Source organism: Pseudomonas sp. EpS/L25, assembly GCF_001512295.1.
GTDB lineage: Bacteria > Pseudomonadota > Gammaproteobacteria > Pseudomonadales > Pseudomonadaceae > Chryseomonas.
This window is the reverse complement of sequence record NZ_LNUP01000015.1, coordinates 192,834-214,430: the sequence shown is the minus strand read 5'-3', so window position 1 is coordinate 214,430 and position 21,597 is coordinate 192,834. Positions and strand designations below refer to the sequence as shown.

The window sequence follows — 21,597 nt, the reverse complement described above, 5'->3', positions numbered from 1 at the left end:
GATTCACCTGTCGAGATGGAAATCGAAGGACCCGTCGGCATCGCGCCAGCGGCGCACCGACTTCTGGAAGAACTGTGTGTTGGGGATCTGCACCAGGGTGGCTTCCTGATTGTCGTCCAGTTCCTGCAGGGTCACGAAGAGCATGTTGATGGCCACCACCCGTCCCTTGATGCCCGGCTTGTCGGACGCATCCAGCACCTCGATGCGATCACCCAGGCGGAAGGGACCGACGGTGAAGATCAGCACTGCGCAGAACAGGTTGGAGAGCACGCTCCAGATGGCGAAGAAGGCCACCGCGGCCACGGCGACGAAGCCGGAGATGGCCGTCCAGAGCACCGCGGCGGACACCCCGAAGCGTTCCAGAGCCATGAGGATGGCGCTGCCCATGATCAGCCAGCGCAGGGTGCCACGCAGCCCGAGGACGATCTGCGGCGGCAGCGGATAGCGCTCGCCCAGGCCGGTGACGGCGCGCGCCACGATGCGTTGCAGCACGTAGCCGATGAGCAGTACCAGGGCGACCTGGCCGGCCACCAGCAGATAGTCGCCCCAACCCGGCAGCCAGGTGTGCAGCCACTGTGTCATCAGGCCCCCTCGAGTTCGGCTTGCAGGCTTTCCAGCCGCTCCAGGGCCTCCAGCCACTGCTCTTCCAGCTCGGCTTCGCGGGTCTTGGTAGCGGCCTGGTCGGCCAGGGCCTGGCGCAGCTCGTCCTTGCGAGCGGCGTCGTAGAGGCCACTGTCGCCCAGCCGGGTCTCCAGGGCGGCGAGTTTTTCCTGCAGCTTGCCGAGCTCCGCCTCCAGCTTGTCGGCCGTCTTTTTCAAGGGCGCCAGCTGCTGGCGCAAGGCAGCGGCCGCCTGGCGCTGGGCCTTGCGGTCGGTCTTGTCGACCACCGCGCCGTCACCGGCAAGCATCGGCTCCTGGCGGGCGCGGAAGTCCACCAGCCAGCGGCTGTAGTCGTCCAGGTCGCCGTCGAAGGCCTGGACCTTGCCGTCGGCCACCAGCAGGAATTCGTCGGTGGTGCTCTTGAGCAGGTGACGATCGTGGGAGACCACCAGCACCGCTCCGGCGAACTCCTGCAGGGCCAGGGTCAGGGCCAGGCGCATGTCCAGGTCCAGGTGGTTGGTGGGTTCGTCCAGCAGCAGCAGATTGGGCTTCTGCCAGGCGATCAAGGCCAGGGCCAGGCGCGCCTTCTCGCCACCGGAGAAATTCAGTACCACCTCGTCGCAGCGCGGGCCGCGGAAGTCGAAGCCGCCGAGAAAATCGCGCAGGCTCTGCTCGCGCTCGCCGGGGGCGATGCGCTGCAGGTGCAGCAGCGGACTGGCCTTGGCGTCCAGAGAATCGAGCTGGTGCTGGGCGAAGTAGCCGATGGCCAGGTTCTCGCCGCGTTGCAGACGTCCACCGAGGGGCGCAAGCTCACCGGCCAGGGTCTTGATCAGGGTCGACTTGCCGGCACCGTTGGGGCCCAGCAGGCCGATGCGTGCCCCCGGCACCAGTTGCAGCTTCACCGGGTGCAGAATGGTGGTCTCGCCGTAGCCGAGCCGGCCTTCGGCCAGGTCGAGCAGCGGGCTGGACAGCTTGTCCGCCTCGCGGAAGACGAATTCGAAGGGCGAGTCGACATGGGCCGGCGCCAGCTCTTCCAATCGCTCCAGGGCCTTGATCCGGCTCTGCGCCTGGCGGGCCTTGGTGGCCTGGGCCTTGAAGCGAGCGATGTACTTCTCCATGTGGGCGCGCTGGGCCTGCTGCTTGTCGTAGGCCTGTTGCTGCTGCGCCAAGCGCTCGGCGCGGGTACGCTCGAAGCTGGAATAGCCGCCGCGATAGAGGGTGAGCGTCTGCTGGTCCAGGTGCACCACATGGTCGACCACCGCATCGAGGAAGTCACGGTCGTGGGAGATCAGGATCAGGGTGCCGGGATAGCCCTTGAGCCAGTCTTCCAGCCAGAGGATGGCGTCCAGGTCCAGGTGGTTGGTGGGTTCGTCCAGCAGCAGCAGGTCCGAGGGACACATCAGCGCCTGGGCCAGGTTCAGGCGCATCCGCCAGCCACCGGAGAAGTCGCCGACCTGGCGCTCCATCTGCGCGGCGGTGAAGCCCAGACCGGCCAGCAATTTGCGCGCCCGGGCATCGGCGGTATAGCCGTCGGCGGCCTCGAAATCGGCGTGCAGCCGGCCCAGGGCGTTGCCGTCCTGAGCCACTTCGGCGGCTGCCAGTTCACGCTGGATGCGGCGCAGGTCGACGTCGCCGTCGAGCACGTAGTCCACCGCCAGCCGCTCCAGGGTATCCACCTCCTGACGCATGTGGGCGATGCGCCAGGCCGCTGGAATGTGGCAGTCGCCGGCGTCGGCGCCGAGCTGGCCGCGCAACAGGGCGAAGAGGCTGGACTTGCCGGCGCCATTGGCACCGATCAGCCCGGCCTTCTGGCCGGGATGCAGGGTCAGGTCAGCGTTTTCGAGCAGACGCTGGGGACCGCGCTGTAGAGTAAGGTTCTGTAGTCGGATCATGGCGGCGGAGTGTAGCAGCTCCACCACCCACGAACGGGGAGGCGGACATGCAAGAGGACCTGTGGGAATTCGCGTTGGCAGTATACGCCCGGCCCGGCGTGGAAGGCGCCTGTTTGCGTCTGCAGGAGGCCGGCGCCGACGTCTGCCTGGTGCTGACGGCGCTCTGGCTGGATCACCGTGCCTGCGCCCTGGATGCCGAGGGGCTGGCTCGACTGCAGCGCGCCTCGCGGCACTGGCAGGACACGGTGGTCCGCCCCCTGCGCCAGTTGCGCCAGGCCTGGAAGGCCGCGTCCAGCGCGGACCAGAGCCTGGCGGCTCTGCGGGAGCAACTCAAGGGCCTGGAATTGGCCGCGGAACGTGAACAGCTCGCGCGTCTGGCGCGACTCGCGGGCCATTGGCCGTGCCGCGAGGCGCAGGGCTCGGGGGACTGGCTGCATGCGCTGGCACCGCGCGAGGCAGCCGCCGCGGACCTCGACCTGCTGGCCGAGGCAGCGCGGGTGAGCCGGGGCTAGACCGACGCCAGGCGCGGCTGTTGGTGCGCGGTGTGCAGCACTTCGATCAGGCAGTCTTCCAGTTCGAAGCGCTCGCGCAGGGTCTCGCCCAGCAGCTTGAGTTCGATGGTCAACAGCCCCGGGTCCCGATAGGCCCCGCGCTCGAATCTGTCGTTGAAGTTCAGGGCGGCGTCGGTCAGGGCCTGCAGGCGCGGATAGACGCTGTCGGCGAACTCGATGGCGCGCTCGTCCTGGAATTCCCGGGCTTCGGCCACCAGTTGCTCGTAGATCTCGAAATGCGCGGTGGACATGTAGTCGACCAGCATGTCGCAGAGGCGCTCCAGTTCGCTCACCTCGCGTACCGGGGCCAGCAAGGGCTCCATATCCAGAGTCTCGTAAGCGGTCACCAGCTCGCGGCGGGCGATCAGCCAGCGGTCGATCAGCTGGTGGACCCCACCCCAGCGTTCCTGGGCATTGCGGCAGGTTTCTAGCATGACGGCAGCTCTCTATACGGGCGAAACGGTCCGGGCGCAGGCGCCCGGGGGTTATCAGGAACTATACCGACATCGTCTCGCCAGGCGAGTGCCGTTGCTCGGAGAAAGGCCTGGTGTGGTGTTTCAGAAATCACCTACACAATTTTGGCGGCGCTTTTTGTCCGCAGCGGCGGACCGCCTTGGACGTCGTTGCCACTCGGGGCGCCGAACCGAACAAAAATCACTCGCCCATTCTTGCGCGAACGTCAGAAACACCACACTAGCGACGGCGGAAGATCTTGACCAGGCTCAGGGCCATGAGCAGGACGAAGGCCAGCAGGCTCCATTCCGGGATGCTCAGGCCGAACAGTGTCCAGTTGACTTCGGCGCAGTCGGCGGTGCCGTGCAGCACCAGGCGGATGATTTCCTGGAAGGGCAGCGCCTGCATCATGTAGTCCAGGCTCGGCAGGCAGGCCGCCAGCTCTTCCGCCGGCACCGTTTGCAGGTAGACCTGGCGGCCGGCGGTAGCGGCACCACCGGCGGCCAGCAACAAGAGGATCACGCCGTAGATGCGCCGTCCACGCAGACCCGGCGCCTGGATGCCCGCGATCAGGGCGACCACTCCGACCAGAATGAAGAAGATCCGCTGCACCACGCAGAGGGGGCAGGGCTCGAGGCCGACCACGTGCTCGAGATAGAGACCGACGCCCATGAGTACCGCGCAGGTGGCAGCCATGAACAGGAAGATGAAGCGGGGACTAGTCACGGACGCGCCGTCTCCAGCAGGGAATTGGGACGTTACGGTAGAGAAAGCCCGGGCACCTTTCAAGGACCGGGGTGACACCTCTATGGCTGTACGATGTCGTAGCGGCTTGGGAAGGGGTCCGCACGAGGGCGCATGACGGGTTCAGACCCGGTTCCAGGAGCGGTACGGCAGGTTGACCGATTCTCGTGCGCGCCCACCGGGTGGCCACGCACGAGGGCCATGAGCCGAATCAGCTGCGTGTAGCCGGCAGCGAAGCGGACGCAGGGTCGCGCCACTGGCTCTGCAGCAACTGCTGGCTACGGCTCACGTCGCCCAGCTGGATGGCGACCCGGGCCAGTTCGCCAGCGGTGATGGCGGAAGGGCGCTGGGCCAGGCTGGTCTCCAGGTAATCGCGCGCCTTGCCCCACAGCTGGTTGCTCATGCATAGGCGGCCCAGCGCCAGCAGCAGCACCGGGTCCTGGGGACGATCCTTGAGCCACCCCTCGGCATGCTGCAGCGGGCGACTGGCATCGCGTGGCCGCAGTTGGCCGTAGAGTTCGACCAGGCGCTCGTCCCATTGGCGATTGAGGGTGATGTGCAGCACCTCTTCGGCGAGGTCGTCACGACCGATGGCGCGTAGCTGGCGGGCATAGGCGAGCACCACCGCCGGATCGCCCTTGAGCGCCGTGGGCACCTGCTGCCACTGGGCGTCCAGCGCGGACTCCGCACCCTGGGGCGGTACCTCGTCCAGAGTGGCGATCCAGACCTTGCGCTCCAGGTCGTCCTGCTCCTGCGGACGCAGCACCTGCTGCTTGCGCAGTTGCGGCAGCAGGGCGATCAGCGCCGGCCAATCGCGCAGGGTCACCTGCAGGCGCTGCAGCTGCAGCAGCACCTCGCCGTTCTTCGGATACTTGGCCTGCAGCGGCGCCAGGCTGTCGCGCGCCTCCAGGTACTGGCCGCGGTCGATCTGCAGTCGGGCCTGTTGCAGGCCGATGGCGAGATCGGCCTGGGGTTCGCGCTCGCGGGCCTGGCGCAGCAGGCGATCGCGCTCGTCCAGGTCACCCAGCTCGTTGGCGGCGCGGGCGGCGCCCAGCAGGACGAACAACGGCTGGTCGGCATGTTCGGCAGCGCTCTTCAGGTGCTTGAGGGCGTTGCTCCAGTTGCCTTCGGCCAGCTCCAGCTGGCCCTTGTGGCGGGCCTGATCCAGGCGCCGCTGACGATTGTGCCGCGACCAGGGATTGAGCACCTTGCCGGTCAGCCCCAGGGCACCCAGCACCAGCTTGAGGATGGACAGCGCGAGCCAGGCGGCCACCAGCAGCGCCAGGAAGGCCCAGAGGCTCGATTCATAGCGGAAGTTGCTGTAGGACAGCAGCACGTAGCCCGGCTCCTTGGCCAGCACCACGGCGACCCCCAGGCCGACGAGCAGGGCGAACAGGAACAGCAGGTACAGGCGCTTCATGGACGATTCTCCTGAGCCGCGCCGGCGGCATTGGTCGGCTGGATTTGCTGACGTTGCGCGATGTAGGCCTGCAGCGCGGTGAGGGCCGGCGTCAGGTCGGGCGCCTCGAAGGTCACCGGACGCTCGGCCAGCTCCTGCAGGCGCAGCCTGACGGCGCGGCTGTCGGGATTCTGGTTGTTGAAGTGGGCGGCGAGGACGTCTTCGGCCTGCTCGATGGAGAGGCGATAGACCTCCTGGTTGCCGTTCAGCACGGCCCACTGCGCCTGTTCCAGCGCCAGGCTCATGGCCAGGCGCACCTGGGCCAGGGATTCCTCGGCCAGCAGCGGCCGGATCGGCTGGTCGGCGGAGAAGTCGATGCGGAAATAGCTGGAGATGCGCTGGCGGAAGTCCTGCCACCACTGCTGCAGCGCACTGCTGGGCGGCACCGCGGCCTTCCCCACGCCCGGCTGGTCGGCCACCGTGGTGGCGAAACGCGGCGGCAAGGGCTCCAGGCTCTGCACCTGGTTGCGCAGGGAGGCCAACTGGACGAACTGGCCGGTGCGATCCAGATCGGGCAGCTGGCGCAAGGTCTGCTGGGCGTTGGCCAGTTGCTGGCGGGCGGCGAAGGCGGCCGGATCGTTCTGCGCCTTGAGGATGTCGTCGACGCCCTGCAGCAGGTTCTGGGCGCTGGGGACGTCCTGCAGCGCGGTCATGCGCAGGGTCGCCATGCGCAGCAGGTGTTCGGCCTCGGTCAGCCGCCAGGCCTGGCGGCTCTGGCCGACCACTTCCTTGAACTGTTCGGCGAGGTGCTGCTGATCGCCTTGCAGGGCGGCCAGCTGGCGGCGGCGCTCTTCCAGTTCGTTGGCCGAGGGCAACCGGCCGAGATCGGCGCTCAGCGCCTGGTTGCGGGTTTCCAGCTGGCGCAGTTGACTGCGCAGATCCTCGGCCTGGGCGGCGCCGGCCTGCTCGGCCTGGCGTACCTGCTGCAGTTGCCAGACACTCCAGCCGCCCACGCCCAGGCCACCGACGGCCACCAGCAGGGCCAGCAATGCCACGCCCGAGGCCTTGCCCGAGCCCTTGCGACGCGCGCTCACCGGGGGCGGCGCGGGCGGAGGCGACGTGGGAGTCACGACGGGATCGGGGGAGACGTCGTCGGCGCGGGGGGCTTGAGTTTCGCTCACAGGGATTCCTTGTAGGGTCAATCCGGATGATGTTGGGCAAGTGCGGCGGCGATGGCGCCGGCATTGGCACCCTGGCAGTCGATCACGCGACGACAGCCGCTGGCACGGGCCAGCTCGGCCACACGGGCACTGGGTACCAGCAGCGGATAGCGACGCACTGCGGGCCAATCCGCACCCGCACAGGCCTGCAGATGCGCGAATCCCTGCCCACTGCTGACCATGATGGCATTCAGGCGTTCCGCTGCCAGGGTCTCTAGGATCAGCCCTGGGGCGTATTCCGGACACTGGCGGCGATAGAGCTCGAGCACCTCGACGCGAGCGCCGCGGGCCGTGAGGCCGTCGACCAGCAGGTCGCGGCCACCTTCGCCGCGCAGCAGCAGCACCTCGGGCTCGGGACGTTGCAGGGCGTCGGCCAGGGCCGGCAGGGCCAGCAGGCCTTCGCTGTCCTCACGCTCGGGGTAGTGCACCGGCAGACCGTAGTCGTCGAGCACCGCGGCGGTGGCCGCGCCGACGGCGAACCAGGCCTGCAACGGCGGTTGCGGCCAGTAGCGGTCGAGGGCGGCGAGTCCCAGGCGAGCGGCCGGCTTGCTCACCACCAGCACGGCGGCGTAGCGGTCCAGGTCGAGCCAGAGACTGCGCTGCTCGGGCGTTTCCGGCAGCGGCTGGATCTCCAGTAGCGGCAGGCTGGCGCTGGCGATACCGGTCGCCGCCAGGGTAGCGGCGAGCGGCGCGTTCTCGTCCGCCGGCCGGGTCAGCAGCAAGCGCCAGGCGCTCATGATGCGCCGGAGGCCCCGTAGACGGCATCGAGGATGCCTTGGGCGCCCTGGGCCAGCAGGTCCTCGGCCACGGCCACGCCCAGGCCGGCAGGATCGTTGAGCGGACCGCGGGCCTCGGCGCGCAGCAGCAGACCACCGTCGGGCTGGCCGACCAGGCCGCGCAACCAGAGCAAGTCGCCCTCCTGCACGGCATAGCAGGCGATGGGCACCTGGCAGCCACCATTGAGGCGGCGATTCAGGGCGCGCTCGGCAGCGACGCGGCGTTCGGTGTCGAGGTGATGCAGGGGTTCGAGCAGGACATGCACCTCGGCATCGTCGGTGCGGCACTCGATGCCCACCGCGCCCTGCCCTCCCGCTGGCAGGCTGTTTTCGACGCTCAGGTATTCGCGGATGCGGTCGGCGAATCCGAGGCGGATCAGGCCGGCGGCGGCGAGAATGATGGCGTCGTACTCGTCGGCATCGAGCTTGGCCAGACGGGTGTTGACGTTGCCACGCAGGAAGCGGATCTCCAGATCGGGGCGCAACGCCAGCAACTGGGCCTGGCGTCTCAGGCTGGAGGTACCCACCACGCTGCCTTGGGGCAGTTCGGCGAGCCCGGCGAACCGGTTGGAAACGAAGGCATCGCGCGGGTCTTCCCGCGCGCAGATGGCGTACAGCCCCAGGCCTTGCGGAAACGCCATGGGCACGTCCTTCATGGAGTGCACGGCGAGGTCGGCGCTACCGTCGAGCAGGGCGTTCTCCAGTTCCTTGACGAACAGGCCCTTGCCACCGATCTTCGCCAGGGGCGCGTCGAGCAGTTTGTCGCCGCGACTGGTCATGGGCAGCAGGCTGACCCTGAGACCAGGGTGCGCCGCTTCGAGGCGGGCTTTCACATAGTCGGCTTGCCACAGCGCCAGGGCACTCTGGCGCGTAGCGATACGGATTTCGCGGAGCATGGACATTACCGGCACGTCAGATTGCCGGCCATCATAGCAGGTCGACCGGCGCCCCCACTGCGGCGAGCGCCCGGCATCGACCGACCAGCGCCGTCAGATGCTGTGCATCAGCCGGCGCACACCCGCCACGTGGCGGCGGCTGACGGTCAGCGCGTCGCCGTTCATGCCCTTGAGGAACAGCTGGAAGTGGCCCAGGGGCGTGCGTTGCAGGCGCTCGATACGCTCCCGCGAGACCAGGGCATTGCGGTGGATACGCACGAAGCGCTCGCCGAATTCGTCTTCCAGCGCCTTGAGCGGCTCGTCCAGCAGTACCTCGCCACCGGAGTGTCTCAGGGTCACGTACTTGTGGTCGGCGATGAAATAGACCACGTCATCCAGCGGGATCAGCTCGATACCCTTGCGGGTCCGGGCGCTGATGTGGCTGCGCGGGCCCGGGCCACCGCTGGCCGGCGGCTTGGTCAAGGCAGCCAGCTGCATGCGGTTGGGTCGCTGGGCCTTGCTCAGGGCCGCGGCCAGGTCTTCCTGGCGCACCGGCTTGACCAGATAGCCCACGGCGCTGACCTGGAAGGCATCGAGCGCGTACTCGTCGTGGGCAGTGACGAAGATCACCGCCGGTGGCGACTCACGCTCGCACAGGCGCGCCGCCACCTGCAGACCGTCCAGACCCGGCATGCGGATGTCCAGCAGGACAATGTCTGGCTTGAGATTTTCAACCAAAGCGAGGGCTTCCTCACCGTTGGTGGCTGTCGGCTCCAGGGCGGTGTAACCGTCCAGTTGCCCCACCAGACGGGCCAGACGCTCGCGCGCCAAGGGTTCGTCATCGACGATCAGGACATTCATAAGCTCAGGCTTCCCGCATGAGTCGCTCGCATGGATAGCGAAGAGACGTTGTATGCCGCTGGTCGCGGCGTTCGATTTTGAGACTCGCAGCTGGTCCGAAAAGTGCCGTCAACCGTGCCTCGATATTGCTTAAAGCTTGACGAGTGCCCTTGGGTGGCCTCGGCTGCTGCTCCACTTCCGGATCGTAGGGATTGCTGATGACCAGTTCGAACACCCCGTCGCGATAGTCGGCGTAGATGGTCACCAGGCCGCCTTCGATGCGCGGTGCGACGCCATAGATCAGGGCATTCTCCAGCAACGGCTGCAACGTCAGCTGGGGAATCGGCAGGTCGGCCGGCACCCCGTCCACATCCCACTGCAACTTCAGGCGGTCGCCCAGGCGCAGACGCTCGATGTCCAGGTAGCGCCGCGACAGCTCCAGTTCCTCCGACCAGCGTACCTTGGTACCGGGCTGGGCCAGGCTGGCGCGGAACAGCGCCGACAGGTCCAGCACCGCGCGCTCGGCCTTGTCCGCATCCAGGACGACCAGGCTGGCGATGCTGTTCAGGCTGTTGAACAGGAAGTGCGGCCGGATACGCGCCTGCAGGGATTCGATGCGTGCCTGCAACTCGGCCTGCTGCTGGCGACGCCACTGGCTCTGCAGCCAGAAGTAGCGCAGCAACAGCATGGACATGATGAAGGCGATCAGCGCATGTCTCATGTACAGCCGGACCTCGCCGGTCCGTTGCAGCGGCCCGGCCAGTTGCAGCCAATCGGCCACCAGGGTGCAGAGCAGGGTCAGGGCCACCACGATGGCGCAGCAGAGACCGCCGGCCACCACCGGGCGATGGCGTGCGAGCCAGGGCCGCAGGCGACAGAGCAGCGCCGCCGAGAGCAGCACGATCCACTGTACGAAGAGCGATACCAGCGCCAGGCGAATCCAGTTGAACTGCAGGGTGAAGGGCTCGGCCAGCACCAGGACCAGCACCAGCAGCTCGGCCAGTACCACCAGGACGAGCAGGGCCTCCGGCTCACACAGGGCCGGGACGAAGAAGTCATCGACCTTGACTGGCCGAGGGGTCTTGCGGCGTTCGAGTATCATGAGCCGCAGTGTGGGTCAGATACCGCTCGTCGGCAAGCCGGCTCCGCTGATTCGGGCCGGAACCCGCTGAGGACTGCTATCATCGGCACCCTTCAACCTCCACCGACAAGCCCAGCAGCAGGCCGATCCATGAGCAGCGAAAAAACCAACCAGTCCTGGGGCGGACGCTTCAGCGAACCCGTCGACGCCTTCGTCGCCCGCTTCACCGCCTCGGTGGACTTCGACAAGCGTCTCTATCGCCACGACATCCTCGGCAGCCAGGCCCATGCGCGCATGCTGGCCGAGGCCGGCGTGCTCAGCAGCGCCGAGCGCGACGCCATCGTCGCCGGCCTGGACGAAATCCGCGGCGAGATCGAGGCCGGCACCTTCGAATGGCGCGTCGACCTGGAAGACGTGCACATGAACATCGAGGCGCGCCTGACCGAGCGCCTGGGCGTGGTCGGCAAGAAGCTGCACACCGGCCGCAGCCGCAACGACCAGGTGGCCACCGACATCCGCCTCTGGCTGCGCGACGAGATCGACGCCATCCTCGCCGAGCTGAACCGCCTGCAGGCAGGCCTGCTGCAACTGGCCGAGGCCGAAGCCGACACCATCATGCCCGGCTTCACCCATCTGCAGACCGCCCAGCCGGTGACCTTCGGCCACCACCTGCTGGCCTGGTTCGAGATGCTCTCCCGTGACCATGAGCGCCTGCTCGACTGCCGCAGGCGCGTCAACCGCATGCCCCTGGGCAGCGCCGCCCTGGCCGGCACCACCTACCCGATCCAGCGCCAGGTCACCTGTGAACTGCTGGGCTTCGAGGCCATCGGCGGCAATTCCCTGGACGGCGTCTCGGATCGCGACTTCGCCATCGAATTCTGCGCCGCGGCCTCCCTGGCGATGATGCACCTGTCGCGTTTCTCCGAGGAGCTGGTGCTCTGGACCAGCGCCCAGTTCCAGTTCATCGACCTGCCCGACCGCTTCTGCACCGGTTCCTCGATCATGCCGCAGAAGAAGAATCCCGACGTCCCCGAGCTGGTGCGCGGCAAGACCGGCCGGGTGTTCGGCGCCCTCACCGGCCTGCTGACCCTGATGAAGGGCCAGCCGCTGGCCTACAACAAGGACAACCAGGAAGACAAGGAACCGCTGTTCGATGCCGCGGACACCCTGCGTGATTCCCTGCGCGCCTTCGCCGACATGGTCCCGGCCATCAAGCCCAAGCGCGAGATCATGCGCGAAGCGGCCCGCCGCGGCTTCTCCACCGCCACCGACCTCGCCGACTACCTGGTGCGCAAGGGTTTGCCCTTCCGTGACTGCCACGAGATCGTCGGCCATGCGGTCAAGTACGGCGTGGACAGCGGCAAGGACCTGGCCGAGATGAGCCTGGACGAGCTGCGTCGCTTCAGCGACCAGATCGAGCAGGACGTCTTCGCCGTCCTGACCCTGGAAGGCTCGGTCAACGCCCGCGACCATATCGGCGGTACCGCACCGGCCCAGGTCCGCGCCGCCGTGCAGCGCGGCCGTGAGCTGCTCGCCCAGCGCTAAGCGATGTCCCGCTCCCGGTGCCGGCCGCCTTGGTGTGGTGGGTTGCTCGGGCGCGCGCGAAATCGTCCTGCCCCCTGCCGTCTATCGGCAGGGCTACCAGGGGGGAATGCCGGGCGTAGCGCCCAACGGGCGCTGTGGCCGCCCACAACAGGTCTAGGACCGGGTTCTCTGGCCGAGTGCCTTGGCAGCCTGCCAGCCGGCTGCCGACCAGCCGTCGAGCGTACGACCGTCGGCACTCAGGCCCCTGCAAAGACAGCCGATACTGAGGACTTGACCAGCCTTCCGAGTCAAGCCTCATGCGCCTTCCAGCCTGTTCCATCCTGCTTTGCGGATTGTTCGCCACCGCCTCCAGTCCCAGCCATGCGGCCCTGCCCGCACCGCTGCCCCAGACGCTGACCTGGCATGTCCAGTTGAACGGCGTACTGCAGAAACCCAATCGCACCCTCTACGACATCGACCTCTACGACACCAGCAAGGCGGTGATCGCCAACCTGAAGGGCAATGGCAAGACGGTGATCTGCTACTTCAGCGCCGGCACCTGGGAAGACTGGCGGCCCGATGCCGCCCTCTATCCCAAGGCGGCCCTGGGCAAGGCGCTGGACGCCTGGCCGGGCGAGCGCTGGCTGGACATTCGCCGCGCCGACGTCCGTGCCCTGCTGGCCAAGCGCCTGGATCTCGCCGTGCAGAAGGGCTGCCAGGGCGTGGACCCGGACAATGTCGATGGCTACACCAATCCGAACGGCCTCAAGCTGACCAAGGCCCAGCAGCTGGACTTCCTCAACTGGCTGGCCGCCGAAGCCCACAAGCGCGAGCTGCTGGTAGGGCTCAAGAACGCCATCGAGCTGATCCCCAGCGTCTACGACAAGTTCGACTTCGCCCTGAACGAAAGTTGCTACGACTACGCCGAGTGCAACGCCTATAGCTACTTCCGCACCCGGAAGAAGCCGGTGATGATCATCGACTACGGCCCCTACAGCACCAAGCGCTGCAGCCAGGCCAAGACGTCCGGCTACAACCTGCAGTTCTACCCGCTGTCGCTGGCGGCACTGGGCACCGCCTGCAAGTAGCCATGGCGCGGGATCTGGGTCAGGTCGCGCGAGCGGGAGCCACGCCCAACGCGGCTCGGCCGACGCGCAGCGGACTTTGAGCAGGCGCTCAGAACTTGTTTACGATCTTTTGGACTAGAGCCAGACAAGGCAAAGACAGCTGAGGAAGCGCAGTTTACAAGTGGTAAATGAGCATTCCGAAGCTGTTTTTAACGCCGTATGGCCGACGGCCAGGAGATCGTAAACAGGTTCTCAGTCGAGGCCGGCCTTCTTGTGCGACCTCTGCCCCAGCGCCACCCAGTCCAGCTCGCCCTCGCCCTGGGCGACGGCCTCCAGCAGGTTGTCTCTCAGGACGCTGGCGAAGGGTAGCGGCACCGCCTTCTCCTGACCGGCCGCCAGGGCCAGGTTGACGTCCTTGAGGCCCAGACTGAGCTTGAAGGCGGCCGGCGAGAATTGTCGCTCGGTCAGCAGGCGCCCGTAGTTCTGGTACACCGGGGCAGCGAACAGGGTGCTGGTGAGGATCTCCAGCAGCGCCGCCGGCGCCACCCCGTAGCTGCGCGCCAGGGCGGTGCTCTCGCCCATGGTCTCGATGGCGCTGGCGATCATGAAGTTGCCGGCGATCTTCACCACGTTGGCCTGGCGTGGCTCGTCGCCCACCGGCCAGGTCTTGCGCCCCAGCACCTCCAGCAGTGGCTGGACACGCTCGATGGCCTGCGGATCGCCTGCCACCACGATGTTGAGTTGGCCACTGGCGGCCACATCGGTCCGCCCGAACACCGGCGCGGCCACGTAGCCCACACCAGCCTCGGCGTGGCGCGCCACCAGTTCGTCCACCAGCGCCACCGACAGGGTGGCCATGCTGACGTGCACGAGTCCGCTCCGCGCGGCTTGCAGGGCGCCGCTGTCGAGGATGACCTCGCGGGTGGCGGCATCGTTGGCCAGGATGCTGAAGACCACCTCCACGTCGAAGGCCTCCGCTGGCGTCGCCGCCGCGCTGGCGCCCCGGTCGACCAGCGCCTGGACCGGCTCCGGAGAGCGATTCCACACCACCACCTCATGTCCGGCCTTGAGCAGATTGGCCGCCATGCCCTGGCCCATGCCACCCAGGCCGATGAATCCGACGCGCATTGGTTTGTCCTCTTGTGCAGTGATGAGAGATGCCAGCCAAGAGCGGCTGACAGAACGTAGCGAGCGGCTGTCAGACGGGTGCGCGCGGCGCGCAGGAGCCGCAGTGTACGAGGGGTACATGAGGACTCCGAGCACTGCACGCGTCCGTCTGGTGGACGCGCAGTAGTTTTGCCAGCCGCTCTAGTGTGGTGTTTCAGAAGTTATCTACACACTTTGGCGGCGCTTTTTCGGCCGCAGTGGCGGACCGTCCTGGCGGCGTTGCCACTCCTCGCCATAGCTCTGCCATGACTCGTCGCGGCGCCTAGCCAGTCGGAACGCCGAACCGCCCAAAAATCACTCGCCAATTCTTGTGCGAACGTCTGAAACACCACACTAGAGCCAGCGGCGAAACCTGAACCAGGCATAGGGAATCAGCGCCGACACCACCATGGCACCCAACGCCAGGGGATAGCCGTAGTGCCAGTCCAGCTCCGGCATGATCTTGAAGTTCATGCCGTAGATGGTGCCCACCAGTGTCGGCGGCAGGAACAGCACCGAGGCGATGGTGAAGACCTTGACGATGTTGTTCTGCTCCACGCTGATCAGCCCCAGAGTGGCGTCGAGCAGGAAGCCGATCTCGCCATTCATCTTAGCCTGATAGTCACTCAGCGAGCGCACGTCGCGCTCCAGCGTCTTGAACCAGGTCTTGGCCGTGCTGGAAATCCAGGTCGCACCGGCCCGCCGCAGGTAGGAGACGATGCGGTTGATGCCCAGCAGGCTCTCGCTGAGCTGGGCCAGCAGCTGGTTGCTGCGGCCCAGCTGCTTGACGATGGATTGCAGGTCGGTCTTCGGTTGCTGCTTTTCCTGGAGGGAATCGGCGGGCTCGCGGAACACCGCCCGCGCCAGGCGATTGAGATGCGCCTGTACCGACTCGAGGATGTCGGCCACCCGGTCCACCAGGCTGTCCAGCAGGGCGGCGAAGATGACATCGCTGGTGCAGTGCTGGCGCGCCTGCTGCTGGGCCTTGCCGAGAAAGGCGCGGAAAGCCGCCAGTTCCGAATAGCGCACCGTCACCAGCCATTCCGGGGTCAGCACGAAATTGACCACCGAGGCCCGCGGCTGGTGCTCGCTGAAGCCGCTGACCACCGTGGTGGTGAGGTGCAGCGCCCGGTCGGTCTGATAGAGTCGCGACGACTCCTCGATCTCGGCGATCTCTTCCCGGGTGGGGATGTCCATCGCCAGCGCCTGCTCCAGATACCGCTCTTCCTCCTCGCTGGGGTCGAGCAGGTCCACCCAGAGCAGGTCCTCCGGCAGAGGATCTCCCGGCGACAGCGGCTGCGCGACCAGCTCGTTGGCGGACAGGCGATGGCAGGTGATCATCGAAGGACTCCAGGCTGGGATCGGGGGTCGTACTGTAACAAGGGGTATCCAGACATGACTGACCACACCGATGACGAAGAATCCTTCGTCTCCAGCCATTTAATCGAAGCGGTGGAGAACCAGCTCGCCGCGGGCGAGCCGGATTACGTCCCGGCCGTACTCAACAAGCTCACCCTGGTCGGCTACGAGCGCGAAGACGCGGTGCTGCTGATGGCCCAGGCGCTGGCCTATGAGATCGAGGTCATGCTGGCCGCCGATCGGCCCTTCGATGGCGCCCACTACGAGCGGTTGCTGCGGGCCCTGCCCGAGCTGCCGGAGCGGGAGGAGGACTAGGCCTCGATCGGCTCCAGCGCCAGCAGCTCCACCTGCTGCTCCTTGCCGCCGGGCACCGGCCAGCTGAGGTGCTCGCCGGGCGTCGCGCCGAGCAGGGCGCTGCCCGCAGGGGCCAGCACCGACACCCGCCCCGCTTCGCCCGCATCCTCCGGGTATACCAGCACCACCTGGTATTCCTTGCCGGTATCGGTCTCGCGGCACCGCACCCGGGAATTCATGGTGACCACCGCGCCGATCTCCTCGGGCGCCACCACCCGGGCCCGGGCCAGCTCTTCGTCCAGCGCCTCGGCCACGGGGCCGAACTCCGGCAAGTCATCGAGCAGCCGTTCGAGGCGGGGCAGATCGGCGGCGGATACGGTGATGGGCGATGCATGGCGCATGGCGAACTCCTGGGAATGAGACGATGCGGCCCCGGCCGCTGACAGCGGTGGACCCTGGGATGACGGGCTGCGGGAGCCCCTTGGGACGCCGCCCGGAGCGGCAAAAGAAAACGGCGCTCGAAAGGCGCCGTCGAGTCACGCTAGCACAGGGAGCTCGGCACGGGTCAAGCCGCGCCGACCACAGGTCGGCTACAGCCCGGGGAAGCTCACGCTGTCACCGGTCTGCTCCAGGGTCACCCGCACCAGCAGGGCACCGAGGGTTTCCGGGGCGCTATCGCAGACCCAGTGCTGGCCGTCCCAGTCGAAGTGATAGCCACCCGAGCGCGCCGCCACCCAGAGCTGCACCAGCGGCGGTTGACGACTGAGGATGACCTGGCTGCCGTTGTCGAATTTCACCGTCAACACGCCACCGGCGTTCTCCAGGTCGAGGTCCAGGCCGCTGTCGTCGTAGGCGTCCTCGACCTGGCGCTGGGTCTGGTCGACGAGGTGGTGGAATTGCGCTTCGCTGAGCCGGCTCATGACGATCCTCGAAAGAAGGGAAAGAATCGCCGCACGGTAGCGGGCCACCCAGATGACGTCCAGTCGGAGCTTTTGCCAAGGCGTGCGGCGCAGCCCATCCGGGCGTGTCAAAGAGTCGCTCAACCCCGTTATACTCGGTGCAATATTATCTTTTCGTATAGGTTTAGCGTCATGAAGCGCCTGTCCCTCCTCTTCATCGCCTGCGCCTGCCTGCTGGCCGGTTGCGGTCAGAAAGGCCCGCTGTACCTGCCGGACGACCAGAAAGCCGCCAAAGAACACCGCCACGACGTGTTCTAAGGAGCCACCATGGAAGTCTTCGCTGTCCGTACAGGTGAACTGCATGCGGAAGGGGTAGCCCTGAGCGCCGTCGCGCGCCAGTTCGGCACGCCTACCTATGTCTATTCCCGGGCGCACGTCGAAAGCCAGTACCGCGCCTATACCGACGCCCTGGCGGGTCTGCCGCACCTGGTCTGCTTCGCCGTCAAGGCCAACTCCAACCTCGGCGTGCTCAACGTCCTGGCCCGCCTCGGCGCCGGCTTCGACATCGTCTCCCGCGGCGAGCTGGAACGCGTGCTGGCCGCCGGTGGCGATCCGCGCAAGGTAGTGTTCTCCGGCGTCGGCAAGACCCGTGACGACATGCACCGGGCGCTGGAAGTGGGCGTGCACTGCTTCAACGTCGAATCCACCGACGAGCTGGAGCGGCTGCAACAGGTGGCCGCCGAGCGCGGCGTGGTCGCGCCGATCTCGCTACGGGTCAACCCCGACGTGGACGCCGGCACCCACCCCTATATCTCCACTGGGCTCAAGGAGAACAAGTTCGGCATCGACATCGCCGACGCCGAGGCGATCTACGCCCGCGCCGCCACGCTACCGAATCTGGAAATCCTCGGGGTGGACTGCCACATCGGCTCCCAGCTCACCCAGCTGCCGCCCTTCCTCGACGCCCTCGACCGCCTGCTGGCGCTGATCGACCGCCTCGCCGAACGTGGCATCGTCATCCGCCACCTGGACCTCGGCGGCGGCCTGGGCGTGCGCTATCGCGACGAGCAGCCGCCACTGGCCAGCGACTACATCCAGGCCATCCGCGAACGCATCGCCGGACGCAGCCTGACCCTGGTGTTCGAACCGGGCCGCTTCATCGTGGCCAACGCCGGGGTGCTGCTGACCCGCGTGGAGTATCTCAAGCACACCACGCACAAGGACTTCGCCATCGTCGACGCGGCGATGAACGACCTCATCCGCCCGGCGCTGTACCAGGCCTGGATGGCGGTGGAGCCGGTGGTCGCCCGCCAGGGTGAGGCCCGCCGCTACGACCTGGTCGGCCCCATCTGCGAGACCGGCGACTTCCTCGCCAAGGATCGCGAGCTGGTCCTGGCCGAAGGCGATCTGCTGGCCATCCGCTCTGCCGGGGCCTATGGCTTCACCATGAGTTCCAACTACAACACCCGTGGCCGCGCGGCCGAGGTGATGGTGGATGGCGACCAGGCGCACCTGGTCCGTCGGCGCGAGACGCTGGAAGAACTCTTCGCAGGCGAAAGCCGGCTGTCGGCCTGAGGGGAGCGCTCCATGCAACTGCGCTTCACCAAGATGCACGGGCTGGGCAACGATTTCATGGTCCTCGACCTGATCAGCCAGCACGCGCACATCCAGCCCAAGCACGTCCGCCAGTGGGGGGATAGAAACACCGGCATCGGCTTCGACCAGTTGCTGATCGTCGAGACCCCGAGCAAGCCGGACGTGGACTTTCGCTATCGCATCTTCAATGCCGATGGCTCCGAGGTCGAGCAGTGCGGCAACGGCGCCCGCTGCTTCGCCCGCTTCGTCTTCGACAAGCGCCTGACGGTCAAGAAGCAGATCCGCGTCGAGACCAAGGGCGGCATCATCGAATTGCACCTCAAGGGTGACGGCCAGGTCCGCGTGGACATGGGCGCCCCGCGCCTGCTGGCGGCCGAGATCCCCTTCGTCGCCGAGACCGAGGCCCTGAGCCACGCCGTGCAGGTGGCAGGCGAGACGGTCGAGCTGGCGGTGGTCTCCATGGGCAATCCCCATGGGGTGCTGCGCGTCGCCGACGTCGACCAGGCGCCGGTACAGACCCTCGGCCCCCAGCTGGAATGCCATCCGCGCTTTCCGCAGAAGGCCAACATCGGCTTCCTGCAGATCATCGATGCCCAGCGCGCCCGCCTGCGGGTCTGGGAACGCGGCGTGGGCGAGACCCGTGCCTGCGGTACCGGCGCCTGCGCCGCCGCCGTCGCCGGCATCCGCCAGGGTTGGCTGAAGTCGCCGGTCAGCATCGAGTTGCCGGGCGGTCTGCTGACCATCGAATGGGAAGGGGTGGGCCAGCCAGTGCTGATGACCGGTCCGGCCACCCGCGTCTACGAAGGCCAGGTGAGGGTATGAGCGATACGCCCGAACTCACTGCCGATCTCGTCGCCGACTGGCTGCTGGATCACCCGCACTTCTTCGCCGACCGCGAAGAGCTGCTGGCGGAAATGCGCGTGCCGCACCAGCGCGGTACCGCGGTCTCCCTGGTCGAGCGCCAGCTCGGCCTGCTGCGCGAGCGCAACGGCGAGATGCGTCACCGCCTGACCCACCTCATGGACGTGGCGCGCGATAACGACCGGCTGTTCGACAAGACCCGCCGGCTGATCATCGGCCTGCTCGACGCCACCAGCCTCGAAGAGGTGATAGGTACCGTCGAGGACAGCTTGCGCCATGAATTCAAGGTGCCCTACGTCGGCCTCATCCTGTTCCACGAGCACCCCCTGCCGGTCGGCCGCAGCGTCACCCCGGCCGAGGCGCAGAAGGTGATCGGTGGCCTGCTGGGCGGCGAGAAGACCACCAGCGGCGTGCTGCGTGCCCACGAGCTGGCCTTCCTGTTCGGCGATTCGGCCAAGGAAGAGGTCGGCTCGGCAGCGGTGGCGGCCCTTTCCCACCAGGGCCTGCACGGCGTCCTGGCGATCGGCAGTCCCGATCCCCAGCACTACCGCAGCAGCCTGGGCACGCTGTTCCTGAGCCACGTGGCGGAAGTCCTGGCCCGCGTGCTGCCACGCTTTCCCGTCCCCCTGCGAACGGTGCGCTGAACCGAGGAGCGAGGCATGCTGCAGGTCCAGCTCGACGCCTATCTCGATCACCTGCGCCTGGAGCGGCAGGTTTCGCCCCACACCCTCGACGGCTATCGCCGTGACCTGCGCAAGCTGCTGGCCTTCGCCGAAGCCGAGGGCCTGGCGGACTGGGGCACGCTCGACAGCCGTCGGCTGCGCGCCCTGATCGCCCAGCTGCATCGCGCCGGCGCCTCCAGTCGCAGCCTGGCGCGGCTACTCTCCGCCTGCCGCGGCTTCTATCTCTACCTGATTCGCGAGGGTTGCTGCAGCCAGGACCCGGCCCATGGCCTGTCGCCGCCCAAGGCGCAGAAACCCCTGCCCAAGGTGCTCGATGTCGACCGCTCCATGCAGCTGCTCGACGGCGCCGTGGAAGACGACTTCCTCGCCCTGCGCGACCAGGCCCTGCTGGAACTGTTCTACAGCTCCGGCCTGCGCCTGTCCGAGCTGGTCGGTCTCGACCTTGGCGATGTGGATCTGGCCCAGGGCCTGGTGCAGGTAAGGGGCAAGGGCAACAAGGAGCGGGTACTGCCCATCGGTAGCAAGGCCCGGGACGCCCTGGAGACCTGGCTGAAGGTCAGGCCCCAGGCGGCGCCCCGTGACGATGCCCTGTTCATCGGCCAGCGCGGCCTGCGCCTGACGCCGCGCGCGGTCCAGCTCCGGGTGCGCGAGGCCGGTGTCCGCGAACTGGGCCAGCACCTGCATCCGCACATGCTCAGGCACAGCTTCGCCAGCCACATGCTCAGCGCCTCCGGCGATCTGCGCGCCGTGCAGGAGCTGCTCGGCCACGCCGACATCGCCACCACCCAGATCTACACCCATCTGGACTTCGGCCAGCTCGCCGAGGTCTACGACAAAGCCCATCCCCGCGCCAAGCGCAAGGCCAGCCGATGACGATTCGCCTCGTGACCTTCGATCTCGACGATACCCTCTGGGAAATCGCCCCGGTCATCCATTCCGCGGAAGCCCTGCTGCGCGACTGGTTCGCCGAGTCCGCGCCGCGCCTGGGCAGCGTGCCGGTCGAACACCTTTGGGCGATCCGTGATCGCCTGTTGCAGCAGGATGCCGGTCTCAAGCACCGCGTCAGCGAGCTGCGCCGGCGGGTCATCCACCAGGCGCTGCTGGATGCCGGCTACCTTGAGCCCGAGGCGGCGCAGCTGGCCGAGGCGGGCTTCGCGGTCTACCTCGCCGCCCGCCAGCAGGTCACCCTGTTCGAAGACGTCCACCCCACTCTGGAGCAGCTCGCCGATCGCTACACCCTGGGTGTGCTCACCAATGGCAATGCGGATGTCCACACCATCGGCCTGGCCGACTACTTCCGCTTCGCTCTGAACGCCGAACAGCTGGGCGTCGGCAAGCCCGACCCCACGCCCTTCCGCGAGGCCCTGCGCCTCACCGGTATCCCGGCTGCCGCCACCGTGCATGTGGGCGACAACCCGGTGGACGATGTCCAGGGCGCCCAGGCGGCCGGCATCCGTGCCGTCTGGTTCAACCCCCTGGGAAATGCCTGGCGCGGTGCGGGTCGACCCGATGCGGAAGTCCACGCCCTGAGCGAATTGCCAGGCCTGCTCGCCTCCTGGTCGGCGTGACGACGGCTTGACTCCTGCCGTTCTGCTCGTACCCCGGACGGCTTCCCGGTCGTCCGCGAGCCCGGTCAATTCCGTTAACCAACCGCCAGAATATTCGTCACACTTATTCCGACCAACAGCTGCGCCATTGCGATGGCCTTCACTAAAAGACGCCGAGCCAGGCAGGAAT

Annotated in this window: 24 protein-coding genes and 1 other RNA gene; 10 read left to right on the top strand and 15 right to left on the bottom strand. The window is 67.3% G+C overall.

All coding sequences use genetic code 11. The features are described 5' to 3' along the window. Positions 1-3 precede the first annotated feature (3 nt). Positions 4-582 (bottom strand): mechanosensitive ion channel family protein, encoded by a 579-nt coding sequence (locus AR540_RS17595; RefSeq protein WP_059230497.1) that lies wholly within the window; start codon positions 580-582, stop codon positions 4-6. Then, a complete protein-coding gene (locus tag AR540_RS17590; protein ID WP_059230496.1) occupies positions 582-2,492 on the bottom strand; it encodes an ATP-binding cassette domain-containing protein in 1,911 nt (636 codons plus the stop codon). Before AR540_RS17590 ends, AR540_RS17595 begins: the two co-directional genes overlap by 1 nt. Positions 2,493-2,539: 47 nt before the next feature. Here AR540_RS17590 and AR540_RS17585 point away from each other — a divergent pair, with 47 nt between their 5' ends. Beyond that, positions 2,540-3,004: a TIGR02444 family protein gene (locus AR540_RS17585; RefSeq protein WP_059230495.1), complete on the top strand. Its 465-nt coding sequence runs from the start codon at positions 2,540-2,542 to the stop codon at positions 3,002-3,004. Here the strand turns inward: AR540_RS17585 and AR540_RS17580 are convergent. The 8 genes from AR540_RS17580 to AR540_RS17545 form a co-directional block, all read right to left on the bottom strand. Beyond that, positions 3,001-3,477 (bottom strand): Rsd/AlgQ family anti-sigma factor, encoded by a 477-nt coding sequence (locus tag AR540_RS17580; RefSeq protein ID WP_059230494.1) that lies wholly within the window; start codon positions 3,475-3,477, stop codon positions 3,001-3,003. The two genes, AR540_RS17585 and AR540_RS17580, sit on opposite strands and share 4 nt — an antisense overlap. A 259-nt stretch (positions 3,478-3,736) precedes the next feature. Next, complete coding sequence (locus tag AR540_RS17575; RefSeq protein WP_082707038.1) at positions 3,737-4,222, bottom strand: disulfide bond formation protein B; 486 nt, start codon at positions 4,220-4,222, stop codon at positions 3,737-3,739. A gap of 229 nt (positions 4,223-4,451) precedes the next feature. Then, complete coding sequence (locus tag AR540_RS17570; RefSeq protein WP_059230493.1) at positions 4,452-5,660, bottom strand: heme biosynthesis HemY N-terminal domain-containing protein; 1,209 nt, start codon at positions 5,658-5,660, stop codon at positions 4,452-4,454. After that, a complete protein-coding gene (locus tag AR540_RS17565) occupies positions 5,657-6,820 on the bottom strand; it encodes a uroporphyrinogen-III C-methyltransferase (protein ID WP_059230492.1) in 1,164 nt (387 codons plus the stop codon). The genes AR540_RS17570 and AR540_RS17565 overlap by 4 nt, the downstream gene beginning before the upstream one ends. Positions 6,821-6,837: 17 nt before the next feature. Then, on the bottom strand, positions 6,838-7,596 hold the full coding sequence (locus AR540_RS17560) for a uroporphyrinogen-III synthase (protein WP_059230491.1): 759 nt from the start codon (positions 7,594-7,596) through the stop codon (positions 6,838-6,840). Next, complete coding sequence (hemC, locus tag AR540_RS17555) at positions 7,593-8,531, bottom strand: hydroxymethylbilane synthase (protein WP_059231563.1); 939 nt, start codon at positions 8,529-8,531, stop codon at positions 7,593-7,595. The genes AR540_RS17560 and hemC overlap by 4 nt, the downstream gene beginning before the upstream one ends. A 93-nt stretch (positions 8,532-8,624) precedes the next feature. Beyond that, a complete protein-coding gene (locus tag AR540_RS17550; RefSeq protein ID WP_007161369.1) occupies positions 8,625-9,371 on the bottom strand; it encodes a LytR/AlgR family response regulator transcription factor in 747 nt (248 codons plus the stop codon). Positions 9,372-9,375: 4 nt separating this feature from the next. Beyond that, positions 9,376-10,452 (bottom strand): sensor histidine kinase, encoded by a 1,077-nt coding sequence (locus AR540_RS17545; protein ID WP_059230490.1) that lies wholly within the window; start codon positions 10,450-10,452, stop codon positions 9,376-9,378. A gap of 129 nt (positions 10,453-10,581) precedes the next feature. Between AR540_RS17545 and argH the strand changes: the two genes are divergently transcribed. Next, positions 10,582-11,976 carry an argininosuccinate lyase gene (argH, locus tag AR540_RS17540; RefSeq protein WP_059230489.1) on the top strand — a complete coding sequence of 465 codons (1,395 nt, stop codon included), beginning with the start codon at positions 10,582-10,584 and terminating at the stop codon, positions 11,974-11,976. Positions 11,977-12,272: 296 nt separating this feature from the next. Continuing rightward, the gene (locus AR540_RS17535; protein ID WP_236712087.1) at positions 12,273-13,043 is read left to right on the top strand and encodes an endo alpha-1,4 polygalactosaminidase; all 771 of its coding nucleotides are present in this window, start codon (positions 12,273-12,275) and stop codon (positions 13,041-13,043) included. A 231-nt stretch (positions 13,044-13,274) separates the two neighbouring features. Here the strand turns inward: AR540_RS17535 and AR540_RS17530 are convergent, their stop codons facing one another. The 3 genes from AR540_RS17530 to AR540_RS17520 form a co-directional block, all read right to left on the bottom strand. Continuing rightward, positions 13,275-14,186, bottom strand: coding sequence for an NAD(P)-dependent oxidoreductase (locus AR540_RS17530; RefSeq protein WP_269085548.1), 912 nt, complete (start codon positions 14,184-14,186; stop codon positions 13,275-13,277). Between the two features lie 8 nt (positions 14,187-14,194). Continuing rightward, positions 14,195-14,270: non-coding RNA, sX9 sRNA (locus AR540_RS17525), on the bottom strand. Positions 14,271-14,522: 252 nt separating this feature from the next. Next, positions 14,523-15,509 (bottom strand): magnesium transporter CorA family protein, encoded by a 987-nt coding sequence (locus AR540_RS17520; protein WP_059230487.1) that lies wholly within the window; start codon positions 15,507-15,509, stop codon positions 14,523-14,525. A 54-nt stretch (positions 15,510-15,563) separates the two neighbouring features. Between AR540_RS17520 and AR540_RS17515 the strand changes: the two genes are divergently transcribed. After that, complete coding sequence (locus tag AR540_RS17515; protein ID WP_059230486.1) at positions 15,564-15,842, top strand: hypothetical protein; 279 nt, start codon at positions 15,564-15,566, stop codon at positions 15,840-15,842. On the opposite strand, the gene rnk is transcribed toward AR540_RS17515, so the two are convergent. Both rnk and cyaY read right to left on the bottom strand, forming a co-directional pair. Then, positions 15,839-16,222 (bottom strand): nucleoside diphosphate kinase regulator, encoded by a 384-nt coding sequence (gene rnk, locus AR540_RS17510; protein ID WP_059230485.1) that lies wholly within the window; start codon positions 16,220-16,222, stop codon positions 15,839-15,841. The two genes, AR540_RS17515 and rnk, sit on opposite strands and share 4 nt — an antisense overlap. Before the next feature lie 189 nt (positions 16,223-16,411). Next, entirely contained in the window at positions 16,412-16,741 is a 330-nt protein-coding gene (gene cyaY, locus AR540_RS17505) for an iron donor protein CyaY (RefSeq protein WP_059230484.1), read from the bottom strand. Between the two features lie 171 nt (positions 16,742-16,912). On the opposite strand from cyaY, the gene lptM reads away from it, so the two are divergent. Genes lptM through AR540_RS17475 form a run of 6 tightly spaced genes read left to right on the top strand, consistent with a single transcriptional unit; the run spans position 16,913 to position 21,428 of the window. Then, the gene (gene lptM, locus AR540_RS17500) at positions 16,913-17,038 is read left to right on the top strand and encodes an LPS translocon maturation chaperone LptM (RefSeq protein ID WP_007161378.1); all 126 of its coding nucleotides are present in this window, start codon (positions 16,913-16,915) and stop codon (positions 17,036-17,038) included. Positions 17,039-17,047: 9 nt separating this feature from the next. Then, a complete protein-coding gene (gene lysA / locus AR540_RS17495; RefSeq protein ID WP_059230483.1) occupies positions 17,048-18,295 on the top strand; it encodes a diaminopimelate decarboxylase in 1,248 nt (415 codons plus the stop codon). Positions 18,296-18,307: 12 nt separating this feature from the next. Beyond that, a complete protein-coding gene (dapF, locus tag AR540_RS17490; RefSeq protein WP_059230482.1) occupies positions 18,308-19,138 on the top strand; it encodes a diaminopimelate epimerase in 831 nt (276 codons plus the stop codon). After that, the gene (locus tag AR540_RS17485) at positions 19,135-19,821 is read left to right on the top strand and encodes a DUF484 family protein (protein WP_059230481.1); all 687 of its coding nucleotides are present in this window, start codon (positions 19,135-19,137) and stop codon (positions 19,819-19,821) included. The genes dapF and AR540_RS17485 overlap by 4 nt, the downstream gene beginning before the upstream one ends. A gap of 18 nt (positions 19,822-19,839) precedes the next feature. After that, the gene (xerC, locus tag AR540_RS17480) at positions 19,840-20,733 is read left to right on the top strand and encodes a tyrosine recombinase XerC (protein ID WP_059231560.1); all 894 of its coding nucleotides are present in this window, start codon (positions 19,840-19,842) and stop codon (positions 20,731-20,733) included. Then, entirely contained in the window at positions 20,730-21,428 is a 699-nt protein-coding gene (locus tag AR540_RS17475; protein ID WP_059230480.1) for an HAD family hydrolase, read from the top strand. The genes xerC and AR540_RS17475 overlap by 4 nt, the downstream gene beginning before the upstream one ends. Positions 21,429-21,597 lie beyond the last annotated feature (169 nt).

What these genes read in the sequence shown, in the direction of transcription:
- lysA (WP_059230483.1), top strand. Translation starts at nt 17,048, where the DNA reads ATGGAAGTCTTCGCTGTCCGTACAGGTGAACTGCATGCGGAAGGGGTA.
- AR540_RS17595 (WP_059230497.1), bottom strand. Translation starts at nt 582, where the DNA reads ATGACACAGTGGCTGCACACCTGGCTGCCGGGTTGGGGCGACTATCTG.
- AR540_RS17485 (WP_059230481.1), top strand. Translation starts at nt 19,135, where the DNA reads ATGAGCGATACGCCCGAACTCACTGCCGATCTCGTCGCCGACTGGCTG.
- AR540_RS17560 (WP_059230491.1), bottom strand. Translation starts at nt 7,596, where the DNA reads ATGAGCGCCTGGCGCTTGCTGCTGACCCGGCCGGCGGACGAGAACGCG.
- cyaY (WP_059230484.1), bottom strand. Translation starts at nt 16,741, where the DNA reads ATGAGCCGGCTCAGCGAAGCGCAATTCCACCACCTCGTCGACCAGACC.
- dapF (WP_059230482.1), top strand. Translation starts at nt 18,308, where the DNA reads ATGCAACTGCGCTTCACCAAGATGCACGGGCTGGGCAACGATTTCATG.
- AR540_RS17475 (WP_059230480.1), top strand. Translation starts at nt 20,730, where the DNA reads ATGACGATTCGCCTCGTGACCTTCGATCTCGACGATACCCTCTGGGAA.
- AR540_RS17515 (WP_059230486.1), top strand. Translation starts at nt 15,564, where the DNA reads ATGACTGACCACACCGATGACGAAGAATCCTTCGTCTCCAGCCATTTA.
- hemC (WP_059231563.1), bottom strand. Translation starts at nt 8,531, where the DNA reads ATGCTCCGCGAAATCCGTATCGCTACGCGCCAGAGTGCCCTGGCGCTG.
- lptM (WP_007161378.1), top strand. Translation starts at nt 16,913, where the DNA reads ATGAAGCGCCTGTCCCTCCTCTTCATCGCCTGCGCCTGCCTGCTGGCC.
- AR540_RS17535 (WP_236712087.1), top strand. Translation starts at nt 12,273, where the DNA reads ATGCGCCTTCCAGCCTGTTCCATCCTGCTTTGCGGATTGTTCGCCACC.
- AR540_RS17520 (WP_059230487.1), bottom strand. Translation starts at nt 15,509, where the DNA reads ATGATCACCTGCCATCGCCTGTCCGCCAACGAGCTGGTCGCGCAGCCG.
- AR540_RS17545 (WP_059230490.1), bottom strand. Translation starts at nt 10,452, where the DNA reads ATGATACTCGAACGCCGCAAGACCCCTCGGCCAGTCAAGGTCGATGAC.
- AR540_RS17585 (WP_059230495.1), top strand. Translation starts at nt 2,540, where the DNA reads ATGCAAGAGGACCTGTGGGAATTCGCGTTGGCAGTATACGCCCGGCCC.
- rnk (WP_059230485.1), bottom strand. Translation starts at nt 16,222, where the DNA reads ATGCGCCATGCATCGCCCATCACCGTATCCGCCGCCGATCTGCCCCGC.
- AR540_RS17550 (WP_007161369.1), bottom strand. Translation starts at nt 9,371, where the DNA reads ATGAATGTCCTGATCGTCGATGACGAACCCTTGGCGCGCGAGCGTCTG.
- AR540_RS17580 (WP_059230494.1), bottom strand. Translation starts at nt 3,477, where the DNA reads ATGCTAGAAACCTGCCGCAATGCCCAGGAACGCTGGGGTGGGGTCCAC.
- argH (WP_059230489.1), top strand. Translation starts at nt 10,582, where the DNA reads ATGAGCAGCGAAAAAACCAACCAGTCCTGGGGCGGACGCTTCAGCGAA.
- AR540_RS17570 (WP_059230493.1), bottom strand. Translation starts at nt 5,660, where the DNA reads ATGAAGCGCCTGTACCTGCTGTTCCTGTTCGCCCTGCTCGTCGGCCTG.
- AR540_RS17590 (WP_059230496.1), bottom strand. Translation starts at nt 2,492, where the DNA reads ATGATCCGACTACAGAACCTTACTCTACAGCGCGGTCCCCAGCGTCTG.